This is a genomic window from Marinobacter sp. LQ44 (assembly GCF_001447155.2).
In the GTDB taxonomy this organism is placed as follows: Bacteria; Pseudomonadota; Gammaproteobacteria; order Pseudomonadales; family Oleiphilaceae; genus Marinobacter.
In genome coordinates this window covers 4,110,301-4,130,057 of sequence record NZ_CP014754.1, presented here as the reverse complement: position 1 = coordinate 4,130,057, position 19,757 = coordinate 4,110,301, and the positions used below count along the sequence as shown (strand labels likewise).

21 protein-coding genes are annotated in these 19,757 nt (G+C 57.9%); 2 read left to right on the top strand and 19 right to left on the bottom strand.

Annotated features, from left to right (window positions below; genetic code table 11):
• From fliN to ASQ50_RS18805, 18 genes are all read right to left on the bottom strand, one after another.
• On the bottom strand, positions 1 to 504 hold the full coding sequence (fliN, locus tag ASQ50_RS18890) for a flagellar motor switch protein FliN (protein ID WP_058090165.1): 504 nt from the start codon (positions 502 to 504) through the stop codon (positions 1 to 3).
• On the bottom strand, positions 497 to 1,495 hold the full coding sequence (fliM, locus tag ASQ50_RS18885) for a flagellar motor switch protein FliM (protein WP_058090166.1): 999 nt from the start codon (positions 1,493 to 1,495) through the stop codon (positions 497 to 499). The genes fliN and fliM overlap by 8 nt, the downstream gene beginning before the upstream one ends.
• A gap of 40 nt (positions 1,496 to 1,535) precedes the next feature.
• Complete coding sequence (fliL, locus tag ASQ50_RS18880; protein ID WP_058090167.1) at positions 1,536 to 2,036, bottom strand: flagellar basal body-associated protein FliL; 501 nt, start codon at positions 2,034 to 2,036, stop codon at positions 1,536 to 1,538.
• Between the two features lie 183 nt (positions 2,037 to 2,219).
• Positions 2,220 to 3,362, bottom strand: coding sequence for a flagellar hook-length control protein FliK (locus ASQ50_RS18875; protein WP_058090168.1), 1,143 nt, complete (start codon positions 3,360 to 3,362; stop codon positions 2,220 to 2,222).
• Between the two features lie 85 nt (positions 3,363 to 3,447).
• Complete coding sequence (locus ASQ50_RS18870; RefSeq protein ID WP_058090169.1) at positions 3,448 to 3,798, bottom strand: Hpt domain-containing protein; 351 nt, start codon at positions 3,796 to 3,798, stop codon at positions 3,448 to 3,450.
• Positions 3,791 to 5,584: a SpoIIE family protein phosphatase gene (locus ASQ50_RS18865; protein WP_227513215.1), complete on the bottom strand. Its 1,794-nt coding sequence runs from the start codon at positions 5,582 to 5,584 to the stop codon at positions 3,791 to 3,793. The genes ASQ50_RS18870 and ASQ50_RS18865 overlap by 8 nt, the downstream gene beginning before the upstream one ends.
• On the bottom strand, positions 5,559 to 5,864 hold the full coding sequence (locus ASQ50_RS18860) for an STAS domain-containing protein (RefSeq protein WP_058090171.1): 306 nt from the start codon (positions 5,862 to 5,864) through the stop codon (positions 5,559 to 5,561). Before ASQ50_RS18860 ends, ASQ50_RS18865 begins: the two co-directional genes overlap by 26 nt.
• Positions 5,865 to 5,997: 133 nt before the next feature.
• The gene (fliJ, locus tag ASQ50_RS18855) at positions 5,998 to 6,441 is read right to left on the bottom strand and encodes a flagellar export protein FliJ (protein ID WP_058090172.1); all 444 of its coding nucleotides are present in this window, start codon (positions 6,439 to 6,441) and stop codon (positions 5,998 to 6,000) included.
• Positions 6,441 to 7,832, bottom strand: a complete 1,392-nt coding sequence (gene fliI, locus ASQ50_RS18850; protein WP_058090173.1) for a flagellar protein export ATPase FliI — start codon at positions 7,830 to 7,832, stop codon at positions 6,441 to 6,443. The genes fliJ and fliI overlap by 1 nt, the downstream gene beginning before the upstream one ends.
• Entirely contained in the window at positions 7,813 to 8,601 is a 789-nt protein-coding gene (locus ASQ50_RS18845) for a flagellar assembly protein FliH (protein ID WP_058090174.1), read from the bottom strand. The genes fliI and ASQ50_RS18845 overlap by 20 nt, the downstream gene beginning before the upstream one ends.
• Positions 8,601 to 9,647, bottom strand: a complete 1,047-nt coding sequence (gene fliG / locus ASQ50_RS18840; protein WP_058090175.1) for a flagellar motor switch protein FliG — start codon at positions 9,645 to 9,647, stop codon at positions 8,601 to 8,603. The genes ASQ50_RS18845 and fliG overlap by 1 nt, the downstream gene beginning before the upstream one ends.
• On the bottom strand, positions 9,640 to 11,343 hold the full coding sequence (fliF, locus tag ASQ50_RS18835; RefSeq protein WP_058090176.1) for a flagellar basal-body MS-ring/collar protein FliF: 1,704 nt from the start codon (positions 11,341 to 11,343) through the stop codon (positions 9,640 to 9,642). Before fliF ends, fliG begins: the two co-directional genes overlap by 8 nt.
• 15 nt (positions 11,344 to 11,358) lie before the next feature.
• Positions 11,359 to 11,727 (bottom strand): flagellar hook-basal body complex protein FliE, encoded by a 369-nt coding sequence (gene fliE, locus ASQ50_RS18830; protein ID WP_058090177.1) that lies wholly within the window; start codon positions 11,725 to 11,727, stop codon positions 11,359 to 11,361.
• A gap of 250 nt (positions 11,728 to 11,977) precedes the next feature.
• Positions 11,978 to 13,435 carry a sigma-54-dependent transcriptional regulator gene (locus ASQ50_RS18825; RefSeq protein ID WP_058090178.1) on the bottom strand — a complete coding sequence of 486 codons (1,458 nt, stop codon included), beginning with the start codon at positions 13,433 to 13,435 and terminating at the stop codon, positions 11,978 to 11,980.
• 25 nt (positions 13,436 to 13,460) lie between these two features.
• Positions 13,461 to 14,699 carry a sensor histidine kinase gene (locus ASQ50_RS18820; RefSeq protein ID WP_058090179.1) on the bottom strand — a complete coding sequence of 413 codons (1,239 nt, stop codon included), beginning with the start codon at positions 14,697 to 14,699 and terminating at the stop codon, positions 13,461 to 13,463.
• A gap of 202 nt (positions 14,700 to 14,901) precedes the next feature.
• A complete protein-coding gene (locus ASQ50_RS18815) occupies positions 14,902 to 16,350 on the bottom strand; it encodes a sigma-54 dependent transcriptional regulator (protein ID WP_058090180.1) in 1,449 nt (482 codons plus the stop codon).
• Between the two features lie 70 nt (positions 16,351 to 16,420).
• Positions 16,421 to 16,750 carry a hypothetical protein gene (locus ASQ50_RS18810; RefSeq protein WP_058090181.1) on the bottom strand — a complete coding sequence of 110 codons (330 nt, stop codon included), beginning with the start codon at positions 16,748 to 16,750 and terminating at the stop codon, positions 16,421 to 16,423.
• 89 nt (positions 16,751 to 16,839) lie between these two features.
• Positions 16,840 to 18,198 (bottom strand): DUF1329 domain-containing protein, encoded by a 1,359-nt coding sequence (locus ASQ50_RS18805; protein ID WP_058090182.1) that lies wholly within the window; start codon positions 18,196 to 18,198, stop codon positions 16,840 to 16,842.
• A 222-nt stretch (positions 18,199 to 18,420) separates the two neighbouring features.
• Between ASQ50_RS18805 and ASQ50_RS18800 the strand changes: the two genes are divergently transcribed.
• Together ASQ50_RS18800 and ASQ50_RS18795 are read left to right on the top strand one after the other, a co-directional pair.
• Positions 18,421 to 18,903: a DUF6586 family protein gene (locus tag ASQ50_RS18800; protein ID WP_058090183.1), complete on the top strand. Its 483-nt coding sequence runs from the start codon at positions 18,421 to 18,423 to the stop codon at positions 18,901 to 18,903.
• Between the two features lie 61 nt (positions 18,904 to 18,964).
• On the top strand, positions 18,965 to 19,225 hold the full coding sequence (locus tag ASQ50_RS18795; protein WP_058090184.1) for a hypothetical protein: 261 nt from the start codon (positions 18,965 to 18,967) through the stop codon (positions 19,223 to 19,225).
• A 6-nt stretch (positions 19,226 to 19,231) separates the two neighbouring features.
• On the opposite strand, the gene ASQ50_RS18790 is transcribed toward ASQ50_RS18795, so the two are convergent.
• Positions 19,232 to 19,723 carry a cell division inhibitor SulA gene (locus tag ASQ50_RS18790; RefSeq protein WP_058090185.1) on the bottom strand — a complete coding sequence of 164 codons (492 nt, stop codon included), beginning with the start codon at positions 19,721 to 19,723 and terminating at the stop codon, positions 19,232 to 19,234.
• Positions 19,724 to 19,757 lie beyond the last annotated feature (34 nt).

Below are 19,757 nucleotides of genomic sequence, written 5' to 3'. Positions count from 1 at the left end.
TTACTTCTGCAACCGTTTGATGCGCTCACCCGGGCTGATCACATCGGTCAGGCGGATACCGAACTTTTCATTCACCATCACAACCTCGCCGTGGGCAATCAAGGTGCCATTCACCAGCACATCCAGAGGCTCGCCCGCCAGTCTGTCCAGCTCAATCACAGAGCCCTGGTTAAGCTGCAGCAGGTTGCGGATTGGAATCTGGGTGTTGCCCACTTCCATGGAGATGGTCACTGGAATATCGAGGATAACGTCGATATCCGGAGCTTCCCCGCTACCCCCCATACCTGCGTCGTCAGGGAATTCTTCCATCGGGGCGGCACGGACATCCTGCCCGGGCTCATCGGCTCCCTCGGCTTCGGCCATCGCGGCTGCCCATTCGTCCTCACGGCCATCCGCATCGCTCTCTTCAGAACCGCCGGTTTCCTCCATGGCAGCTTCCCACTCAGCAGCCAGCTTTTCGTCCTCGCTGAGCTCCTTATCGTCTTTCTTGTCGTCCTCAGCCATTGCGTCCCACCTTCAGTTGTTTCTTTACTTTGGGCAATGTCGCCCGCTCATGAATTCTCAGCGCCAGCTTTCCGTCTCGGGTTCCCAGTGTGGCCTTGTAGATCGGAATTCCATTGGCGGTAACCGTCAAATGCTCGGGCACTTCTACAGGGATCACATCCCCGGCCTTCATCCTGGCAATATCCCTAAGTGATATCCTGCGCCGGCAAACCGTTGTATTGATCGGAACATTCACTTCCTTGATGTCTTCCTGCAGGGCGTTGACCCACCGCTCATCAACATCGTCGATATCGCTCTGCACCCCGGCATCCAGCACATCCCGAATGGGCTCAATCATGGAATAGGGCAAAGCAAAGTGCAGCTCACCACCACCGCCATCCAGTTCGATATGGAAGGTACTGACCACCACCACTTCACTCGGGCTGACAATATTGGCCATCGCCGGATTCACTTCCGAGCTCAGGTATTCGAATTCCACCTGCAGGACCGCATGCCAGGCTTCTTTCATGTCGTGGAAAACCTGGTTCAGAACCATCTGGACAATGCGGGTTTCGGTGGGCGTGAATTCACGGCCCTCAATCTTGGCGTGCCTGCCCTCCCCGCCGAAGAAGTTATCCACCAGTTTGAACACCAGCTTGGCGTCCAGAACGAACAGCGAGGTGCCACGCAGTGGGCGCACCTTGCACAGGTTGAGACTGGTGGGCACATACAGGGTGTGAATATATTCACCGAACTTCATGATCTGCACGCCACCGGTGGAGACGTCAGCATTCCGGCGTAAAAGGTTGAACAGGCTGATACGGGTGTAGCGGGCAAACCGCTCGTTGATCATCTCAAGGGTGGGCATACGGCCACGGACGATACGGTCCTGACTGGCCAGATCGTAGGTCTTTACGCCGGTTTCATCAGTCTCTTCATAGGTATCTATGTCACCGTCATCCACACCGTGGAGAAGCGCATCAATTTCGTCCTGTGACAATAAATCCTGCATACCTGACCCTGCCCTGAGATTCGTTTACCCGATCGGGTACCTATTGCACTACAAAGTTTCTGAATAGCACCCGCTTGATCGACGGCTCGCCTTCTTCCTCAAGCACTTGGTTAACGGTCGTTAGCAGCTGCTCGGCAAGAGCTGACCGCCCTTCCGGCGTCTGCAGCTCATTGAATTCACTGTTCCCAAGCACCATCACCAACTGGCTGCGAATCAACGGCATGTGCGTTTCCGCCGCGGCCAGGGCGACTGGGTCCGACGCTTCGAGTGACAGGTGAACCTGGGCGTAACGCTGGCGCCCCTGGGCCTGAACTGTCGTTACCAGCGGGCGCTCCAGGTCAATATAGCTGCTGGCGACAAAGGCCGGCTCTGACGTTGATGCCCGCTCACCTTCACCGCCACCCGGAAGGCCACCCCCGAGGAACCAGAGCGTTCCAACGATCGAAAGCGCAACCGCCAAAACAATGATCACCACCAGCATGATGATGAGCTTCAGTTTACCTTTCTTGGCGGGTGCCGGTGCAGCAGTGTTCTCAGCCATAATGTCCGCTTTGTCAGATTTTTGTCAGTCAGGCAATCTGCACCTGACTTTCCATGATTAATGCAAGGGGCGGGCCAGAACTCCCACCCCCCCCCCGGTTCAGAACCGCAGTTTAGCGTTGCCGGAGGGGATGGGCAAAGAGGATTGGAGCGTTAACGCAAAGCGGTCAGAAAACGAACAAAATCAGGCAAACACATCCACCTCACCCTTCCAGGCCAGGTCGAGGCCAGCCATCTCTTGCAGGGACTCATCAGTATCTCCGGTCAACGGCCCGCCACTTTCGCCAGCCGACGCATGCTCTCCGGAACCATCTCCCCGCTCAGCACCCTGCCTGCCGGGCTGGTCGGAAACATCAAACTGACTCAGAGACAAACCCTGCTCCCCCAGCATATCCCGCAGCCTGTGGGAGTTGAGTTCCAGCTGCTCCCGTACAACCGGGTTGGCGGCCTGCACGGTGATGTTGGCCTGGTCATTCTGTACCCGAACCTTTACCTCCATCGGCCCCATATCCGGCGGCGTCAGGTGAATTTCTGCCACAGACATGTTTCGGGCGGTCAGCCAGCTGAGCTTGCCCATCACCTTGTCGCCCCATTCCGCCTGCCCCACGGGCACTTCTACCGATGTGGCATATCCCTTCAGGGGCACAGCGGCCTCTGCCGCCAGCCGTGCGGGCTGGGCCGCCTGTTGTGAAGCAACCTCGAGGGCTGCCTGGAATCTGGGGGCCGACAACAGGTTGGCGGGATCAACCGGTCTTGTACTTTCACCGGCCACGCCGGCCGACAACAGGTCAGTTAATTGCGTACTCAGATTCATGGTGGCGGTAGCCGGGCCTTGTTGTCCGTTCTGGCCATTGATGGCGCCTTGCATGCCAGCCATCGGCATCAGGGCGGGGTTCATCAGGGGATCGGCATCCGTAGCCGGCAAGGCATTGCCTGCGGGCGTCAGCAAGGACTGCAGACTGGCGAAGGTCATGGTCACTGCATCAATCTGGGCAGGATCGTCCTGTTCGGCCGCCGTGCGCTGTGAACCAGGCTCTTTACCCGCTGTAACCGGGGCGCCCGGCTTATCGGCACTTTCCGAGGCAGTGGACTCTTTGGGCGCATTGGCGTCTTGCTTGTCGGCACGCCGGGCTTCGCGCTTGTCCTGAACCGCTCGGCTCTGATCCTGACGGTCTGCCTGCTTTTGGTCCAGGCGCTTCCTTTCTGCGCGGGAGACCTCGTCAAACCGAGATTCAGAGCCGGAATCCCGATTGCCCGCCGGTTTGTTGGTCGCTGTGTCCTTCTGTGCCCCCGGCGCTGGCGCCTGGGGAAGAATCATCTGCTGCATGGCAACCTCTTGCCGCTTTATCAACCTGTATTGCCCGCAATCGGGCTCTGAGCAGAAGATAGCAAAAGCGATGCCAGAACAGGTGTCACGTTGATTCACCAAAGGAATTCAGCCGTGTGGTCACCTCAGAGAATTCCACTTCTATGGCTTTGACAATGGGTTCTGCTTCATCCAGGTTGCCAGCCTTACCCGCCTGCTCAGCTTCCATACACAATGCCCCGAGACACGGCGCACCGATATTGATACAGCTGCCCTTGAAACTATGGGCGGTTTTGGCAAAGGCATCGGCGTCGCCTGCTTCCAGGGACTGTCTGAGGCTGTCCAGACGCGTTCGCGAGTCTGCCAGATAGGTCTGAATCAATACTTCAAACTCATCTTCCATGACATCCTGCAATTCAGCCAACGCCTCTTCGTCAAGATGTGGTTTGTCAGTCATCTGCAATCCTCTGCGTATCGTTGTGGCCGGAAGGCGCATTGTCGGCGAGTGCGGTTGACTCCCAATCATAAACGATTTCTACATGATTGCCGCGCCCATGCACCCTCAGCTGCCGGGTCATCCGGCGCAATAATTCAAGGCCGCGGCCCGCGTAACGTGTACCGGGAGGCAACCTCTGTTCCAACACCTTCTCAGAATAACTCTCAAAATCAAAGCCCTGCCCGCTATCCTCACAAACCACATGCAACCGACCGCCGGTATCCGTGGGCTGGTGGCTCAGGGCAAACCGGATATAGTGGCCGTTGGTATGGGCCAGTCGACGTCTTCTTTCCTTGTAATAGTGACCAAATCCGTCGGGGGATGTTTTCCAATCCGACGGCAGTTCGAGCACGCCGTGTTCCAGGGCGTTGTTGTAGAGCTCGGACAACAGGGTGTAAACCTCACCGCTCTTGCGACGAAGACCAGGGACCTCCATACAAATGTGGAGCAGTAGGGGTAGCGGGTTGAAATCCGCTAGCGTTCGCTCTCGTACCTCATAGACACAGTGCCAGTCGCCCGGCCCGGACAGCGCCGATTCCGGCGCCCGGTCAGTCCGTGCCTGGAGCTGTTCATGATGAATGATTTCCAGCACACACAGCGTCAGATCATCCGCGGCATCCGGTTTTCCGGTGAACATGCGGATGTGCTCCATCAGCGCATCAAAGGGCTCCTTTGGTGGCTCAAGATCCGCCAGAACCCGGTGCACGCCCTCTTCCCCGAATTGCTCACCCCGGATATTCCGTGACTCCGAGAAGCCATCGGTCATGATGACAACCTGGTCACCAGGTTGCACAGGCAGCACCGTCATGGAGGCCTGGAACTGATCGGGGGCCTGGACCCCCAACGGCAAATGCCGGGAGGGGATGGTCAGGTGTTTGCCATTGGCACGCACCAACCAGCCATCCGGCAATCCGCCATTCCAGGCGCGCAGCTGGCCCAGCTTGAAATCAGCATCGAGCATGGCCCCACAACAGAACATCCCCACCGGCAGGATCTTCTTCAGCTTTCGATTGATCTCAGAGAGAATGTCCGCCGCGCCAAACCCCTTGGTTGCCATGCCGTAGAAAATCTCGGCAACGGGCATGGCACCGATGGCCGCGGGCAAGCCATGGCCAGTGAAATCTCCCAGAAAAATCAATGTACCGCCCCCGGGACGTTCCGCCGCAAACAGTACGTCACCATTGAAGACAGACAGCGGGGAAGCGTGGTAGCGAATATGGGGGGCATTCAGGCATCCGGTATGGGCAACGTTGTCGAATACCCGCCGGGCGACCATCTGTTCCTCGACCAGTTGTTCGTGCTGCCGGCGAATCTGGTCCCGCTGGTCTGATAACACCTGGTGCATCTTGCGCATGCGATTGAAGGCATTGATCTTGGCTTCCAGGATCACCCGGTTATAGGGTTTCGCCAGAAAATCGTCCCCCCCAGCCTCCAGGCAACGGGCCAGCTCAGCGGCATCGGACAGGGAGCTCAGGAAGATCAGGGGGACCAGGCGTTCGCCGGCCAGGGCCTTGATCTGCCGGGCCGCCTCCATGCCATCCATCCTGGGCATCAGCGCATCCAGCAGGACGATATCCGGCTGATGATCACAGAACATGGCAACCGCCTCTACGCCGTCCCTGGCCTCAACAACGTGATGGCCAAGTCGCCGAACCAGGGCAGAGAGGATCAGCCGGTCACTGTCGCTGTCTTCAGCGATCAGTACCTTCAGGGCGTCGGCCTCAGCCGATGCTGAAGAGTTGCTCAAAATTGGAGATAGAGAGGATGCGCCGGACATCGCTGTTGCAGTTCTCGATAGAGATACTGGCACTGTCTCCACCGGCATGGTCCCGCAACAGGAGCAACATACCCAAGGCGGAGCTGTCGAGGTAAGTGGTGTCGGAGAGATCGATCACATAACGGTTGACGCTGGCATCACTGTGCTCATAAGCGTCTCGGAAGGCCTGATGAGTGCTGAAATCAAAACGGCCTTCTACCCGGATTGTCAGAGTCTGACCGTCGTCACTCCGGCGCGTTTCTATTGGCATTCCGTCACCCCCCGGCCCCTGTGTTCAACGATCATGGCAGTTCTCCCTGTTCAGCTTCTACCGTATCTGGGTAAGCATAGCCAAGTTAGCGAAAAATGCATCTAACATTACTGATTGAGATCAACCCGGCATGTCATCGATTTCGGCGGGCGAAGGCACGGCCGGCGGCTTCATCCGCCAACTTCTGATCCTTCATGTCCTGGTCCCGCTGTTCCTGTTGGCGACAGGATTCAATGTACTTTTCCATGCCCCGACGTCTCTCCCAGGCCTGCTGCCACTCTTTGCGGCGAACCTCGAACACCTGCTCGGCCTGCTGCAACTGGCGGTTCTGCTGGGCAATCACCTGATCGAGCTGGGCAATAAAGGCTTGCCAGGCCTGCAAGCGAGCCACGGGCACCACCCCCTGCTGGTTGGCACGGATCTGGTCACGGTATTCCTGCTGATAGCGTTCCAGGTTTTCCACCTGTTCCCGATGCGCTTCAGCCAGCTTGCGGGCCTCACCCATGCGCTCCAGAGCTTCCTGCTCCTTACGTTCTTCCAGGGCGAGTACCGGTTCCAGCCGCTTCGAGCGTAACATTAACCTTCACCACGCTCAGCGGCGGGGTTATGAACGGCCGTCTTGCGCCGTTCTGGCGAGCGGCGCTCCGGAACCACCTCCAGCAACTGTTCTATGCTCTCGCTCAAGGGGGCGGACTCGTTCAGCCCCTGTTGCAGAAATTGCCGCATATTACCGATGTGCTGAATTGCAAAGTCAGTTTCAGGGTCAGAGCCCTTGACATAAGCACCCACACTGATCAGATCCCGAGCCTGCTGGTAACGGGAATACACCTGCTTGAACCGCTGGGCGCGGGAGAAATGTTCGGCTTCGGTAACCTGAGGCATGACCCGGCTGATAGACGCTTCCACATCGATGGCCGGGTAATGGCCCTCTTCGGCCAACCGGCGGGACAACACAATATGGCCATCCAGAATCGCCCGGGCAGCATCGGCAATTGGATCCTGCTGGTCATCGCCTTCTGTCAGAACGGTATAAAAGGCGGTGATGGAGCCACCACCTGGCCGTCCGTTGCCGGTCCGTTCAACCAACTGTGGCAATTTTGCGAAGACCGAGGGCGGATAGCCTTTTGTGGCGGGCGGTTCCCCCACGGCCAGGGCGATCTCACGCTGGGCCTGGGCATAACGGGTAAGCGAATCCATCAACAGCAGCACCCGCTTCCCCTGATCACGATAGTACTCGGCAATACGGGTGGTCAGCATGGCGGCCCGCAGCCGCATCAGCGGCGAATCATCCGCCGGGGCAGCCACCACAACCGAGCGGGCCAGACCTTCCTCGCCCAGAATGTCTTCGATGAACTCCTTTACCTCCCGACCCCGCTCACCAATCAGGCCAACCACGGTGATATCGGCGTCGGTAAACCGGGTCATCATGCCTAGCAGCATACTTTTACCCACACCGCTGCCGGCGAACAGCCCCAGCCGCTGGCCCTGGCCCACAGTCAGCAAGGCGTTGATCGCCCGGATACCCACGTCCATGGACTGCCGAACCGGAGCCCGGTTCAGTGGGTTAATGATGTCTCCTGTCAGCTGGACCCTGGCGTCAGCCTGCAAAGGCCCTTTGCTATCCAACGGATCGCCAGCACCGTTCACTACCCGCCCAAGCATTTGCGGACCCACCGGCACCAGGCTGGCCGACGACAGCGGAATCACCCGGGCGCCGGGCTTCAAGCCCTCGATGGCCGTCAGCGGCATCAGGTAAACCTTGTCTTCCTCGAAGCCAACCACTTCTGCTTCCACACTGCCGCTGCTTTCGCCCTGAATGATGCAACGATCACCCACGACCATCGGGCAGCCAACACACTCGAGGGTCAGTCCCACCATGCGGGTCAATCGACCAGACAATTCCGGTTCGGGTTCAGCAACAATGGCGCCCTGAAGCTGGCGCAGGCGTTCAGCCAGGCGGTAGGTCATCGTCCTCGCCCTGTTCTTCATCTTCGGCGCCGGCGCGATTACTCAACTGCCCCTCAAGCATGCCCTGTACCGCCTTCTGAAAGCGTTTCTCAACGGTGTAGTCCACCAGACTGTGGCGGGACTCTACTTTACATCCGCCAGGCATCAGGGTGTCGTCTTCGATGATTGAGGGACTGACTTCCAACCGTTCGGCCACTTCGCGAACCGGCTCAAGATCATCCGGGTGAATATGTATTCGGAGGTTATCGGCGGTGGAAGGCAAGGCCGCAAGGGCTTTACGGACCACCTGGCGAATCTGGGAAGAGTCCAGGCTCAGCTCCCGGTAAACCACCGCCCTGGCCAGCGCGGTGGTCAAATTGACCAATACAGATTCCAGTTCTTCCTCATGGCGCTGGATCGGCAACACCAGTTCGCCCAGCAAATGCTCCAGGCGACCAACCCGGGATTCCACTTCCTTTCGAGTCGCTTCTTCGGCCTGCTGCTGGCCCTGTTCCCGGCCCTCTGCTTCGCCGGCCTGAAGCCCCTGCTGGTGCCCCTCGGCACGGCCTTTCTCAAAGCCTTCCTGGTAGCCTGCCTCCCGGCCTTCCTGAAAACCGTCTTCCCTGGCGGCCTGACGAATCTCTTCAAGATCCGCCGCTGTCGGCGGTTTGACTTCCTGCTCCTGAACCACCTGGTTGCCCCGTTCATCAAGCAGGGGAAGTTCCCACCGTTCCCAGGCGGTCAGCTGTTCTTTCGGAATGCGCTTGGTGTCCTGGTCTGAATCTTTCATCACATCATTTCTTCACCGGCACCACCAAGGGAAATCTCACCGGCTTCCGCCATCCGGCGTGCCACGGTAATGATGTCTTTCTGGGCGGCTTCCACCTCGCTGACTTTCACCGGACCCTTCGCTTCCAGATCGTCCTGCAGAAGTTCAGCGGCACGCTTCGACATATTCTTGAAGATCTTGTCCTTGACCGCATCATCAGCGCCCTTAAGGGCAACCACCAGCACTTCGGAAGATACTTCCCGGAGCAGCGCCTGAATGCCGCGATCGTCCACTTCCTTGAGGTTGTCGAAGACAAACATCAGGTCTTCAATGGTTGAGGCCAGATCCGGGTCCATGTCCTTGATGGAGTCCATCAGGTTACCTTCAATGCCACGGTCCATGAAGTTCATGATATCCGCCGCCCGTTTGACACCGCCAATCCGACTGGTCTGGGCTGCGGAACCGCCAGAGAACTGTTTTTCGAGAATGTCGTTGAGCTCCTGCAGGGCCTGGGGCTGGATGCTTTCCAGAGAAGCTACCCGCATCATGACATCAAGCCGGACTTTTTCATCCAGGGTTGCCAGAATTTCGGCGGCCTGGTCCGGATCAAGGTAGGAAATGACGATGGCCTGAATCTGGGGGTGTTCGTAACGGATAATATCGCCAACGGCCCGCGGCTCCATCCATTTCAGGGTATCCAGGCCCGTGGTGTTGCCGCCCACCAGAATCCGGTCAATCAAACTGGCGGCTTTGTCATCGCCCAGGGCCTGGGTCAGCATGGCCCGGATGTAATCGTCATTACCAACCCCGAGCCCGGTCTGGCCGCCCACGGCTTCGACAAACTGGTTCAACACAAAGGTGACGTCGTCTTTACTGATATCCCTCATCTGGGCCATGGCAACGCCCACACGCTGTACTTCTTTCGGGCCCATGTGTTTGAGCACCTCGGCGGCATCTGCCTCGCCCAGGGACATCAACAGTATGGCCGCCTGCTCGACACGCGGAATCTTGCGCTGCTGTTTTCTGGGGGTGTTATCCCCCTGGAACTGAGCGTTCTCTTCAGTCATCGACATTCACCCACTGGCGCATGACCTGAGCAACCCTGGCCGGGTCTTCCGCAATCAGGCCTTTGAGAGCATTCAATTGCCTATCATAACTGTCTGTGGCACCCGGCAAAAGCAGATCATCCTGAGCTGACATGGCGTCTCTGAGCGCATCGCCGCCCTCGATTCCATCCAAGCCACCGTAACCACCACCGTCAGATTCATCACTGCGCTCTTTGGTTCCCGCGCCAGAAAGGCTCTTGAGCGCGGGCCGTAGCAAGCCTAACACCAGAATCAGAATCACCAGGCCGGCCAGAACCTGCTTCATCAGGTCCCAGAACCAGGGCTGCTCCCAGAATCCAGGCGTCTCAAACTCCACCGATTCTTCCGGCGAAAACGCCGTGTTCATAACCGTCACACTGTCGCCTCGGGCGGCCGAGTAACCGACCGCATCCCGCACCAGCATACTCAGGCGCTGAAGTTCGGATTCCGGCCAGGGCTCGTAGGTAACCTGCCCTGTTTCCGGGTTCACCACCTTCATGTCATCCACTGCCAGGGCAACGGTTACCCGCTTGATACCGCCCAACTGCTGACGTGTATAGCTGACGGTGCGGTCCAGTTCATAGTTTCGGGTGGATTCACGACGCACATTCACCGGAGGTGCCGCGGGAGCACCATCACCTTCCTGGCCCGCTGCCTGTTCGGGCACGGTTGCATTGCCCGGGGGCTGGTTGCTCAAGGCGCCCGGAATGCCACCGTTCGCACCGGCACCGCGTTGTTCACTCAGCTCCCGTTCGCTGCGCACCGCCTGCTGTTCCGGGTTATACAGTTCTTCTGCCCGCTCCACGGCGGAGAAATCGAGATCTGCGGTGACTTCCGTACGGAAGCGTCCAATGCCGACAATCGGGGCGATCATTGACGCCACCCGGCGCGAAAGACGGTCTTCAACCCGCGCCGTATACTCGTACTGGTCTTTCATCTGGTCGGCATTAGCCCGGGTTTCGTCCCCGGTCAGCAGATTGCCGTTCTGATCCACCACCGTGACCTGTTCCCGGCTCATCATCGGCACGCTGCCGGCGACCAGGTTAACAATGGCGCGGATCTGTTCCTGTTCAGGCCGGCGACCGGCAAACACTTCCAGGAACACCGACGCCGTTGGCTCTCGGGCATCCCGGATAAACACCGAACGCTCGGGAATGGCCAGGTGTACCCGGGCATTGCGTACACCACGCATGGTGGCGATGGTGCGGGCCAGCTCACCCTCGAGACCACGGCGATAGCTGATGGTTTCCATGAACTGGGAGGTACCCAGCCCCCGGTCCTGATCCAGCAACTCGTAACCGATGGTACGCCGATCGGTCACCCCTTCGGCGGCCAGTTTCAGGCGGGCGTTATGAACTTCATTAGAAGGAACCAGGAGCGCGCCAGTGCGCGGATCCATCCGGTACTTGATGCCATTGCTGTCCAGAATGGTCGTGACATCCTGTGGGTTGTAAGCAGAGAGATCCCCCACAACCGGCTGGTAGTTGGGCTCCTGGGCCCAAAGCACCACGGCAACCCCTAGCGCAACACTGGCCGCCAGGCCGACCATCAGGCCAACCTGTCGTAACAGATTCAGGCGGTTGAAGCCCAGCAGAAGGTTGCTGCGGCTTTCAGGTGCATCCGCGTCCTGGGTTGCCGGCACGTCAGTGGCAGTGGTTTGTGCTGGTACGCTTGCCATGCTGGTGCTCCGTTATCAGATCGGCATATTCATGATGTCTTCGTACGCTCGTACCACCCGGTTACGCACCTGGGTGAGCGCCTCGAAAGACACACTGGATTTCTGGGCGGCAATCATCACTCGGGTGATATCGACATTGGGGTCGCCCATGTCGTAGGCCGTGCGCAGGTCGCCGGCCTGCTTCTGGGCATCATTCACACTGTTGACCGCATTGCCCAGCATATCGCTGAAACTGGGAATTTCCCGGGGTTCCTGAACGTTGCGCGGGCCGTCAACACGGCCACGAACCGATTGATCCTGCTCAATACGCTGGTTCTGCATCATCTGGGAACGCAGGGAACGGATATCTGACAGAACACTGTTGATGTCGGCACGCTGAACCATATTTCTCTCCACGCTAACCAGGCTAAGCCCTCGGGCTTCACTTGTTCGTTACATGGATATGGCTAAGCAAATGACAGGCCAGAAACACTTTATCGTTTCAATTCAATAGATTGAGTAGCATTAATGTCAGAGAGGGTTAATCAGTGACGGACATTTGACGAAGACAGGTAGCAAGGACAGGCGTATAAAAACCGGCACCCCGTAGGGTGCCCGAAGGAGTATAGGTCTAGACAACAAACAAAAACGGCTTTCAGGCCAACGCAAGTTCGGACTCAAGGTCGATTCCGGCATCGCGCATCTGGGCCAGTTTGTAGCGGAGCGTTCTTGGGCTGATACCCAGCTGCTCTGCGGCCCGGTTGCGACGGCCCCGTTCTTTCCTGAGCGTCTGGATAATGATACGGAACTCCTGCTGTCGCAGATCATCCCCCAGTGAACCGGCCTCGTGAAGCTCCTCACTAAGCGTTTCCGGTGCCGACTCCATAGGAACGGAATGGAGGGGGTCGGGCTCTGACGGCTGGTGATTAATCTGTGGTGCGACACTGTGCAAACCCGGTGAGCCGAAATCGGCCCGGCCAGTGATCCCCAGCTCCAGGCATAAATCACCCTCGTGAATCACATTGCCCTGCTGCAATACCAGCGCCCGCTGAATGGCATTATCAAGCTCGCGAACATTACCGGGCCAGCGGTGGCTGATCAGTGCCTTGCGCGCATCCTCCGCCAGAGCAATACCGGTAAGCTTCATTTTACGGCAGTGCTTCTTGAGCAGGAATTTGGCCAGCGGCAGTATATCCAGCGGTCGCTCCCGCAGCGGCTGCCAGTGCATGGGGAACACCGTTAGCCGGTAATACAGGTCTTCACGGAACTTGCCCTCACGGACGTAATCCGCCAGGTCGCGGTTGGTGGTTGCCACGACACGAACATCCAGCGGGATGGTTTTTCGCCCGCCTACCCTCTCCACTTCACGCTCCTGCAACACCCGTAGGAGTTTAGACTGCAAGCCAAGATCCATTTCGGAAATTTCGTCCAGCAGGATGGTGCCGCCATTGGCCTGCTCAAACTTGCCCGGGGACGACGCCACCGCACCGGTGAAGGCCCCTTTTTCATGACCAAACAGTATGGCCTCAAGCATGTTCTCGGGAATGGCGGCACAGTTAATCGCCACAAAGGGCTGATCTGCCCGGGGCGACTGCTGGTGAATATAGCGGGCCAGCACTTCTTTACCGGTGCCACTCTCACCGGAGATCATGACCGTGGAATCACTGCCGGCAACTTTCGCCGCCAACTGGAACATTCTTTTGCTGATAGGATCTTCCGCCACCGGTTCGTCACCGGATTTGGGTTTTGCTCCGCCAACCACCCTGGTGACCGCCTCCACCAGAACCTGAGGCTCGAAGGGTTTGACCAGATAATCAATGGCTCCGGACTGCATGGCAGACACCGCGTGGCTGATCTGGCCATAGGCAGTGATCAGCATCATCGGCAGCCCGGGATAATGACGCTGTACTTCCGCCAGCAGCTCGTGACCAGACATGCCCGGCATGTTGACGTCGCTGACCACCATATCGACGGGGTCGCGAGCCAGGGCGGCAAGCGCCTCCTGGCCGCTGGCAGCTTCCCGCACCCGGAACTTTGCCAGCTCCAGGGTCGTGACCAGCGCCTCCCGCAGGTCCCTGTCATCCTCAACAATCAGAATCTGGGCCTTCGCCATGGTATCTGCCTCCAACGCCTATTCGTTATGTTCTGTCGGCCAGGGTCGGCAGCTGCAGTGTCGCCACTGCGCCGCCCTGCTCCGGCGAGAAAATAGAAAACCGGCCGTTATGGGCCTTGACCACCGCCTGCACCACGGCCAGGCCTAGACCGGTGCCGTGAGACTTGGTGGTGTAAAATGCTTCGGTGATCCTGCCGGACTGCTCTTTCGAAAAGCCCGGGCCATTGTCCAGCACCCGTATCTCCATACCTTCAGCGGACGACGCCAGTTGAACTTGCACGTCGGTGGCACCGGCTTCCAGGCTGTTGTTCACCAGGTTCATGCAGGCGCCGACCAGGGCATCGCGATTACACATCAATCGGCACTGGTCATCTACCCGGCTGTCCAGTGTCACATCAATACCACTGGCGGGTTTCAGACCCTCAACGGCCGCGGACAGGGAGGCCACCAGCTTGCCGGCCGACAACTCCTCCGCCAGGCGGGTTTCGCCACGGGCGAAAATCAGCATGTCCCGCACCTGCTGCTCCAGGTGAGTCAACCTCGACATCAGTCGTGAAGCACACCGCTGACGCAGCTCTTCGTCCAGATCCGGCTGGCTCAGGTGACCGCCGTACAAAATGGCGGCAGACAACGGAGTGCGGATCTGGTGGGCCAGAGACGCCACCATCCGGCCCATGGCAGACAGGCGCTGGGCATGGGCCAATTGTGACTGCAGCTGCCGGGTCTCGGTCAGATCGGTTAACAGAATCAACTGGCCGGGCTGGTTTTCCATGGTCCGGATTTCAATGCTGACGCGCCGGCCATCTTTAAGGGACACTTCGTGACCGTCATCACTGCGGGGAGAAAAGCAGCACCGGATCACATCCACCCAACGCTCGCCATCCAGGGGCTCCCCCAACAGCGCAATGGCCGCCGGATTGCACTGGCTGACCACGCCCTGCTGATCCAGCACCACCACGCCAGCCGGCAGGGCCTTGAGCAGAGTCGACAACCGGTCGGCCAACTGTTCCTTTTCCTCCAGCTCCTGCTGACGCTGAAGCGTCTCGTGGGAGAGTTCACCGGAAAGCTGGTTTACGCGGGATTCCAGGGTTCGGTAGGAGTCGGTAATCTGCCGGGACATGCGATTAAACAACTCAAGCGCAGAGTCCACGGCCTCATCACCCTGTTGTGGAAACAGAGCAGTGACCTTGTCATTAACATCAGCAGCGGCATTGGCACCTGACTTCTGGTGACCGGACTCCATGGCAACGCGTGCGTGACTCATAACCTTCCCCCTGACGGGCCCCGACCGGGCCAACGGATCTTTCGTTCAGGTTTGATTAAGCCAACACTATGCCAACTTGGTTTTTACTATATTTTTCAGAAGGTTAAGAAAACGACAAACTGGAAAACGACAAGTTTCCGTCGGTCGAAAATGCAAGCGGCGCCGAAGGTTACAAACCTTTGACGCCGCTCAGGGGGAGCGATCAACCTTCGTCTGACTCTTCCCGAAGGCCATATTTTCGGACTTTCTCCACCAGGGTGGTACGGCGAATTCTGAGTTTCTCGGCCGCCCGCGCCACTACGCCGGCAGCTTCATCAAGCGCCTGCTGAATAAGCTGCTTCTCCAGATTGGAGAGGTAGTCCTTGAGATCGATACCATTCACCGGTAACAGGGCCGGCGCATCCAGGCCCACCAGCCCGGGAATGGCCGATGGCATGCCGGTGTCCTCCACTGGGCGGTTCTCGTCATAGTCATCCACGTAGCGAAACTTCTTGGGCAGCTCCTGCACACCAATCACCCCGTAGGGATGCATGATGGCCAAGCGCTCAACCAGGTTGGCCAGCTCCCGCACATTGCCCGGCCAGTCATGGCGACACAGGCTCATAATGGCAGCGGAGTTCATCCGCAGTGAGCCGCGCTTCTCTTTCTCCATCCGGGAGATCAGCTCATTAATCAGCAACGGGATGTCTTCCACCCGTTCCCGCAGCGCCGGCATTTCAATGGGAAATACATTGAGACGGTAATAGAGGTCTTCCCGGAAATCGCCGGATTCAATCATGTCTTCGAGATGCTTGTGAGTGGCGGCAATCACCCGCACATCCGCAGACTGGGTACGGTTACTGCCCACACGCTCAAAGGTACGCTCCTGCAACACCCGCAGAATTTTAACCTGCATGTTCAGCGGCATATCCCCGATTTCGTCCAGGAACAGGGTGCCCCCTTCGGCCAACTCAAAACGCCCTACCCGGGCGGTAATGGCGCCGGTAAAGGCTCCTTTCTCATGCCCGAACAGCTCGCTCTCCAGCAACTCTGCGGGAATGGCGCCGCAGTTGACCGGCACAAACGGTTTATCCCGGCGAGAGGAATGATAATGCAGGTTACGGGCGACCACTTCCTTGCCGGTACCGGATTCACCGGTGATCAGAACGCTGACGTCTTTATCAGCCACCTGCTCCATCAACTGGCGCACCTGCTGAACCTTGCGACTGGTGCCCACCAGACTGCGGAACAACTGAACACCCCGCTGCTGCCCCCGCTCCTTGCTGCGACTGAACTGGTCGTGGTAGATCTGGGCCCGGTAGAGTGAATCCACAAACTTGGTGTAGTTCAGGGGCCACTCCATCCTGGCGATAATACGGTTTGCATCGTCTTCCGACACGCCCTTGAGGTCCGGATCACCCACCAGAAGAATCGGCAGCCCCTGGGCCAGTTTGCACACCCTCTGCACATGCGCAGTGCTGGCGGCGTCTTCGCCGTTGATGACGGCTACGCCGATACTTCCTTTGGTCTGCTCGTCGTCGCTCTCCAAAAGCGCCAATGCTTCGTCACCGGCCAGCACCTGCTCTTCGCCGACAAATTCCAGAATGGTGATCAGGTCCCTGCGCCTGGAGTCATCCTCACTCAGCACCAGCACTTTGTTATTTTTGGACATTCACGAGAATCTCTTTGGGAATTTGTGCGGTATTTAAGACTGTATAAGCTCAGGAGTCAATTTTATGACGCTATCTTTGGCGGTTTGTTGAAACGTTCTGATAAGCACGGGCCGCCGTACGGTTTTCATTGACGCCCTTGAGCGATTCCCGGGCTTCATCCCGGGCCTTGATTGCGGCCTGGTTTGCCGCTTCCACGAACTGATTCAAAGCGTCCAGGCGGTCCCTGATCAGGGCCGCATCAATGCGCCCCTGTTCCAGCGCCACCATTAACGGTTCAATTGCGGGTTTAACACGGGCATTCAGTTCCGAAAGTTGCTCCCAGTCCTGGGCAGCGAGGGCCTGGTCCAGCTCGGACCGGAGTTGATCAAGACTTTCAAGAAGAGCCTGGGGGTCTGCCATGCGATGTACTCCACGTTTTGACGGGATGTTGGAGCCTGGCAGTTGGTTGAGACGGGTGCCGCCCATAAGCAGGCAGCACCCGGGGAGGTTTACCGGCGCGCGGCCCTGCGGGCGGCGGCAGCGGTAAATTCGTTGCCCCGATACCCAGGCTCGAAATTGTAGGCCGGGTAGCCGTTATCCAGGCCATCGATGTAATAACGCTGTGCTTTCAGATCATACGTCATTTCCATGGTGGTCCAGAAGACCGGCACACTGTAATAGACAATGTTGTGTGCTTCGGATACGCGCCAGAGTTCACCAGCCTCGTTATATTCTTCCGTGGCCAGAATCTGCCAGCTGTCCTCATCAATGTAGTAAACACGGCGATCATAGATGTGGCTGATGCCGGTGCGTCGCTTGGCCTCGACCACCCACACCCGGTGAAGCTCGTATCGGGTCAGGTCCTGATTGATGTGGTTCGGCCGGATCACGTCATTTGGCCGAACACTTTCATCGTGCAGTTTGTAGGCGTTGTAGGGAACGATCAGTTCACGCTTGCCCTTAAGTTCCCAGTCGTACTGGTTGGGGGCACCGTTGTACATGTCCTTCTGATCGACTGAACGCAGAGACGAAGAGTTCGGCAGGTCCGTCTCATAGGCCAGATTTGGGGACCGGCGCAAACGGCGGGAACCGGAATCGTAACGCCATGCCAGCCGCGGTGAGCGAACCTGGTCAAGGGTTTCATGCACCAGGGTAATGGTGCCAGCCAGGCTGGACGGCGCGACGGTTTCGGTTTTCAGGTAGAAAATCTTGTTATCGATGTCTTCCAGCTCAGCGCCGGGGCGACTGTATGCAAAGAAATAATCGTACTGGTTGACGACAGGGTTGAATGAGCCGTCCCGCTGCGGCGTAGCCGATGCACTGCGGAACGACAGTTCCTCACCCCGGTATCGCAGAATATGGTTCCAGATCGCTTCCAGACCGTTCTGTGGAATGGGGAACGGACTGGTCATGATGGTGTCTCGAACACCGTTACCGTTATCCAGGAGTTCAGCTGTCAGAGCGTTCTGGTAAAACTTCTCGTAGACATGCTCGGGGAAAGCTGCTGTTCGGCGGGTCTGGTACACCGGCATGAAAAATTCCGGGCCGTACTGCTCCAGCATCTGAATGTGGCCGTCCGACAGTATGTCCCGGTACTGGTCCAGATTGTCACGGGTAATAACGTACAGCGCTTCGTCTTCCGGGAACGGATTAATCTCTACGGTACCTTCGCGCCAATTGGCCGGGGGTGAAGCCAACCCGCCAGTCCACGCCGGAATAGTGCCAGACTCGTTACCCGCCCGTTCTGCACCCACTGGTGTGAGATCATTCTTCAAACGCTCGGCCTCGGCCGGCGACACCTTTGCCAAGACAGGACCTGAACACCCCAATACCACCGCCGCAATAGCAGCAATTATCCGGTTTCGCATCCTTATTACCTCCAATAATGGACCACAAGACGATCAAAGCTTGTTCAATCTGTGTGCCTTTTTGCCAGTTTCAAACGACCGTTTCAAGTGATTGTTTGTAGTTTCTTGTGAGATGCAGCTATTCCGGGGAGCCCAGGGGAGGAGAAATTAGCGCGCAAAAATGATAGACTCTGACGGTTGTTCTGATTGGACTCTTGAACGCTCACGTAGTGCGGGTGGTAGATGGCATCACAATGGTACTCACTGGTAGCCCAAAAGCTTTTTCTGGCCAACACCTTACTCGCCAGGCTTGAGTCGGACACCAAGCGCTCCGCTGCGGAAACGGAAGCGCTGTCTCAGGGCTCCGCCGAGCTCCTGCTGCGGGCAAGGCAAACGCTGCTGGTCATGATTGCCCGATACCATCAGCACAAAGCCGAAAAACCGCAGACATTAGCAGAACTGGAAGCGCTGTTTCCTTACGAGGTACACGAGACCCGGCTTTTAAGAGAACTGGCAGAGACATCGGGAAGCTGGTGGAACCATCTTGATCAGGTTGAATCGGCTTTGAGCCAGCCTCCGACCACACGCAAGAATGTTACGGAAGAGAATATCATTGCGGTTTCCGTCGAACAGGGCCCGGACCGTTCCGCCGCAACACTCAGGAAGACTCTGGCGGCCATGACTGAACTGGCCAAACGGCTTGAGGAACAACACAGCGAGTGGTAGCCCCACCCTGTTGGCTAAATTCCCGCACCGAATCGAATACACCAAGACAAAGGTTGAACGAATGTCACCATCGTTTTTTGAAATCGTACAACTTGCCAATGGCGACTACGCCTTGCGCCGCATTGATGACGACGCAGCGCCGTTGGTGCGCATTTCCTTCTCGCAGGAGGCCAGGGAAATGATGGAAGACCGCGACATGAGCGTTGCCAAGGCGATGATTGCGGCAGGGATTGAGGCCGCTGGCAATATCGCACACGATATTGACTGGGACGATGACGACAATGATCTGGCCGAATCCCAGCCCCAATACACCCTCCACTGAACTCCTTTACCGATGACGCAGCACCACGCCGTGGCTGCTACCTTGCGCCGAAGCCTTTTGAAGGGACTCAAAGGCTGAACGCCCGAGCTTGTTAGTCCAGAGCACCACCGCATGACAGGTACCAGCACTCAAAGCCCGCTCAGCCAGCTGCTGTGCGGAGTAATCGTTGGTTGAGCGCAATACCAGCAACTCACTGGCCACAATACCGTGCATTTTCTGCCACTTGCCAACCAGGGACTGTGGCGGGTCAATCAGGGCCAGCCAGCGCTTCTCCTGGTTCAGCTGGGTGAGCATAGGGAGCAGCAACTGGACATTCTCTACCTGGCCTTCAGGAAGAATAATTTCCGTCACGTTACCGCCAAAATCCCTGGTTCCCCGACCGACGTCTGACGATGAGTGAAGGGCTGTGGCCCGTGCTTTTCCTGTAGACACCGTGCGGGCGGGCATGATGGCCGCCGGCTGGAACGCCATGTTCTGAGTGAAGCTTAACTGTTCCATTGCTCACCTACCTGCGCTAATCGTTTCTTATTGC

Bases quoted from the DNA above. Each gene is read 5' to 3' on its own strand.
- fliN (WP_058090165.1), bottom strand. From the start codon at position 504: ATGGCTGAGGACGACAAGAAAGACGATAAGGAGCTCAGCGAGGACGAA.
- fliM (WP_058090166.1), bottom strand. From the start codon at position 1,495: ATGCAGGATTTATTGTCACAGGACGAAATTGATGCGCTTCTCCACGGT.
- fliL (WP_058090167.1), bottom strand. From the start codon at position 2,036: ATGGCTGAGAACACTGCTGCACCGGCACCCGCCAAGAAAGGTAAACTG.
- ASQ50_RS18875 (WP_058090168.1), bottom strand. From the start codon at position 3,362: ATGCAGCAGATGATTCTTCCCCAGGCGCCAGCGCCGGGGGCACAGAAG.
- ASQ50_RS18870 (WP_058090169.1), bottom strand. From the start codon at position 3,798: ATGACTGACAAACCACATCTTGACGAAGAGGCGTTGGCTGAATTGCAG.
- ASQ50_RS18860 (WP_058090171.1), bottom strand. From the start codon at position 5,864: ATGCCAATAGAAACGCGCCGGAGTGACGACGGTCAGACTCTGACAATC.
- fliJ (WP_058090172.1), bottom strand. From the start codon at position 6,441: ATGTTACGCTCGAAGCGGCTGGAACCGGTACTCGCCCTGGAAGAACGT.
- fliI (WP_058090173.1), bottom strand. From the start codon at position 7,832: ATGACCTACCGCCTGGCTGAACGCCTGCGCCAGCTTCAGGGCGCCATT.
- ASQ50_RS18845 (WP_058090174.1), bottom strand. From the start codon at position 8,601: ATGAAAGATTCAGACCAGGACACCAAGCGCATTCCGAAAGAACAGCTG.
- fliG (WP_058090175.1), bottom strand. From the start codon at position 9,647: ATGACTGAAGAGAACGCTCAGTTCCAGGGGGATAACACCCCCAGAAAA.
- fliF (WP_058090176.1), bottom strand. From the start codon at position 11,343: ATGGCAAGCGTACCAGCACAAACCACTGCCACTGACGTGCCGGCAACC.
- fliE (WP_058090177.1), bottom strand. From the start codon at position 11,727: ATGGTTCAGCGTGCCGACATCAACAGTGTTCTGTCAGATATCCGTTCC.
- ASQ50_RS18825 (WP_058090178.1), bottom strand. From the start codon at position 13,435: ATGGCGAAGGCCCAGATTCTGATTGTTGAGGATGACAGGGACCTGCGG.
- ASQ50_RS18820 (WP_058090179.1), bottom strand. From the start codon at position 14,699: ATGAGTCACGCACGCGTTGCCATGGAGTCCGGTCACCAGAAGTCAGGT.
- ASQ50_RS18815 (WP_058090180.1), bottom strand. From the start codon at position 16,350: ATGTCCAAAAATAACAAAGTGCTGGTGCTGAGTGAGGATGACTCCAGG.
- ASQ50_RS18810 (WP_058090181.1), bottom strand. From the start codon at position 16,750: ATGGCAGACCCCCAGGCTCTTCTTGAAAGTCTTGATCAACTCCGGTCC.
- ASQ50_RS18805 (WP_058090182.1), bottom strand. From the start codon at position 18,198: ATGCGAAACCGGATAATTGCTGCTATTGCGGCGGTGGTATTGGGGTGT.
- ASQ50_RS18800 (WP_058090183.1), top strand. From the start codon at position 18,421: ATGGCATCACAATGGTACTCACTGGTAGCCCAAAAGCTTTTTCTGGCC.
- ASQ50_RS18795 (WP_058090184.1), top strand. From the start codon at position 18,965: ATGTCACCATCGTTTTTTGAAATCGTACAACTTGCCAATGGCGACTAC.
- ASQ50_RS18790 (WP_058090185.1), bottom strand. From the start codon at position 19,723: ATGGAACAGTTAAGCTTCACTCAGAACATGGCGTTCCAGCCGGCGGCC.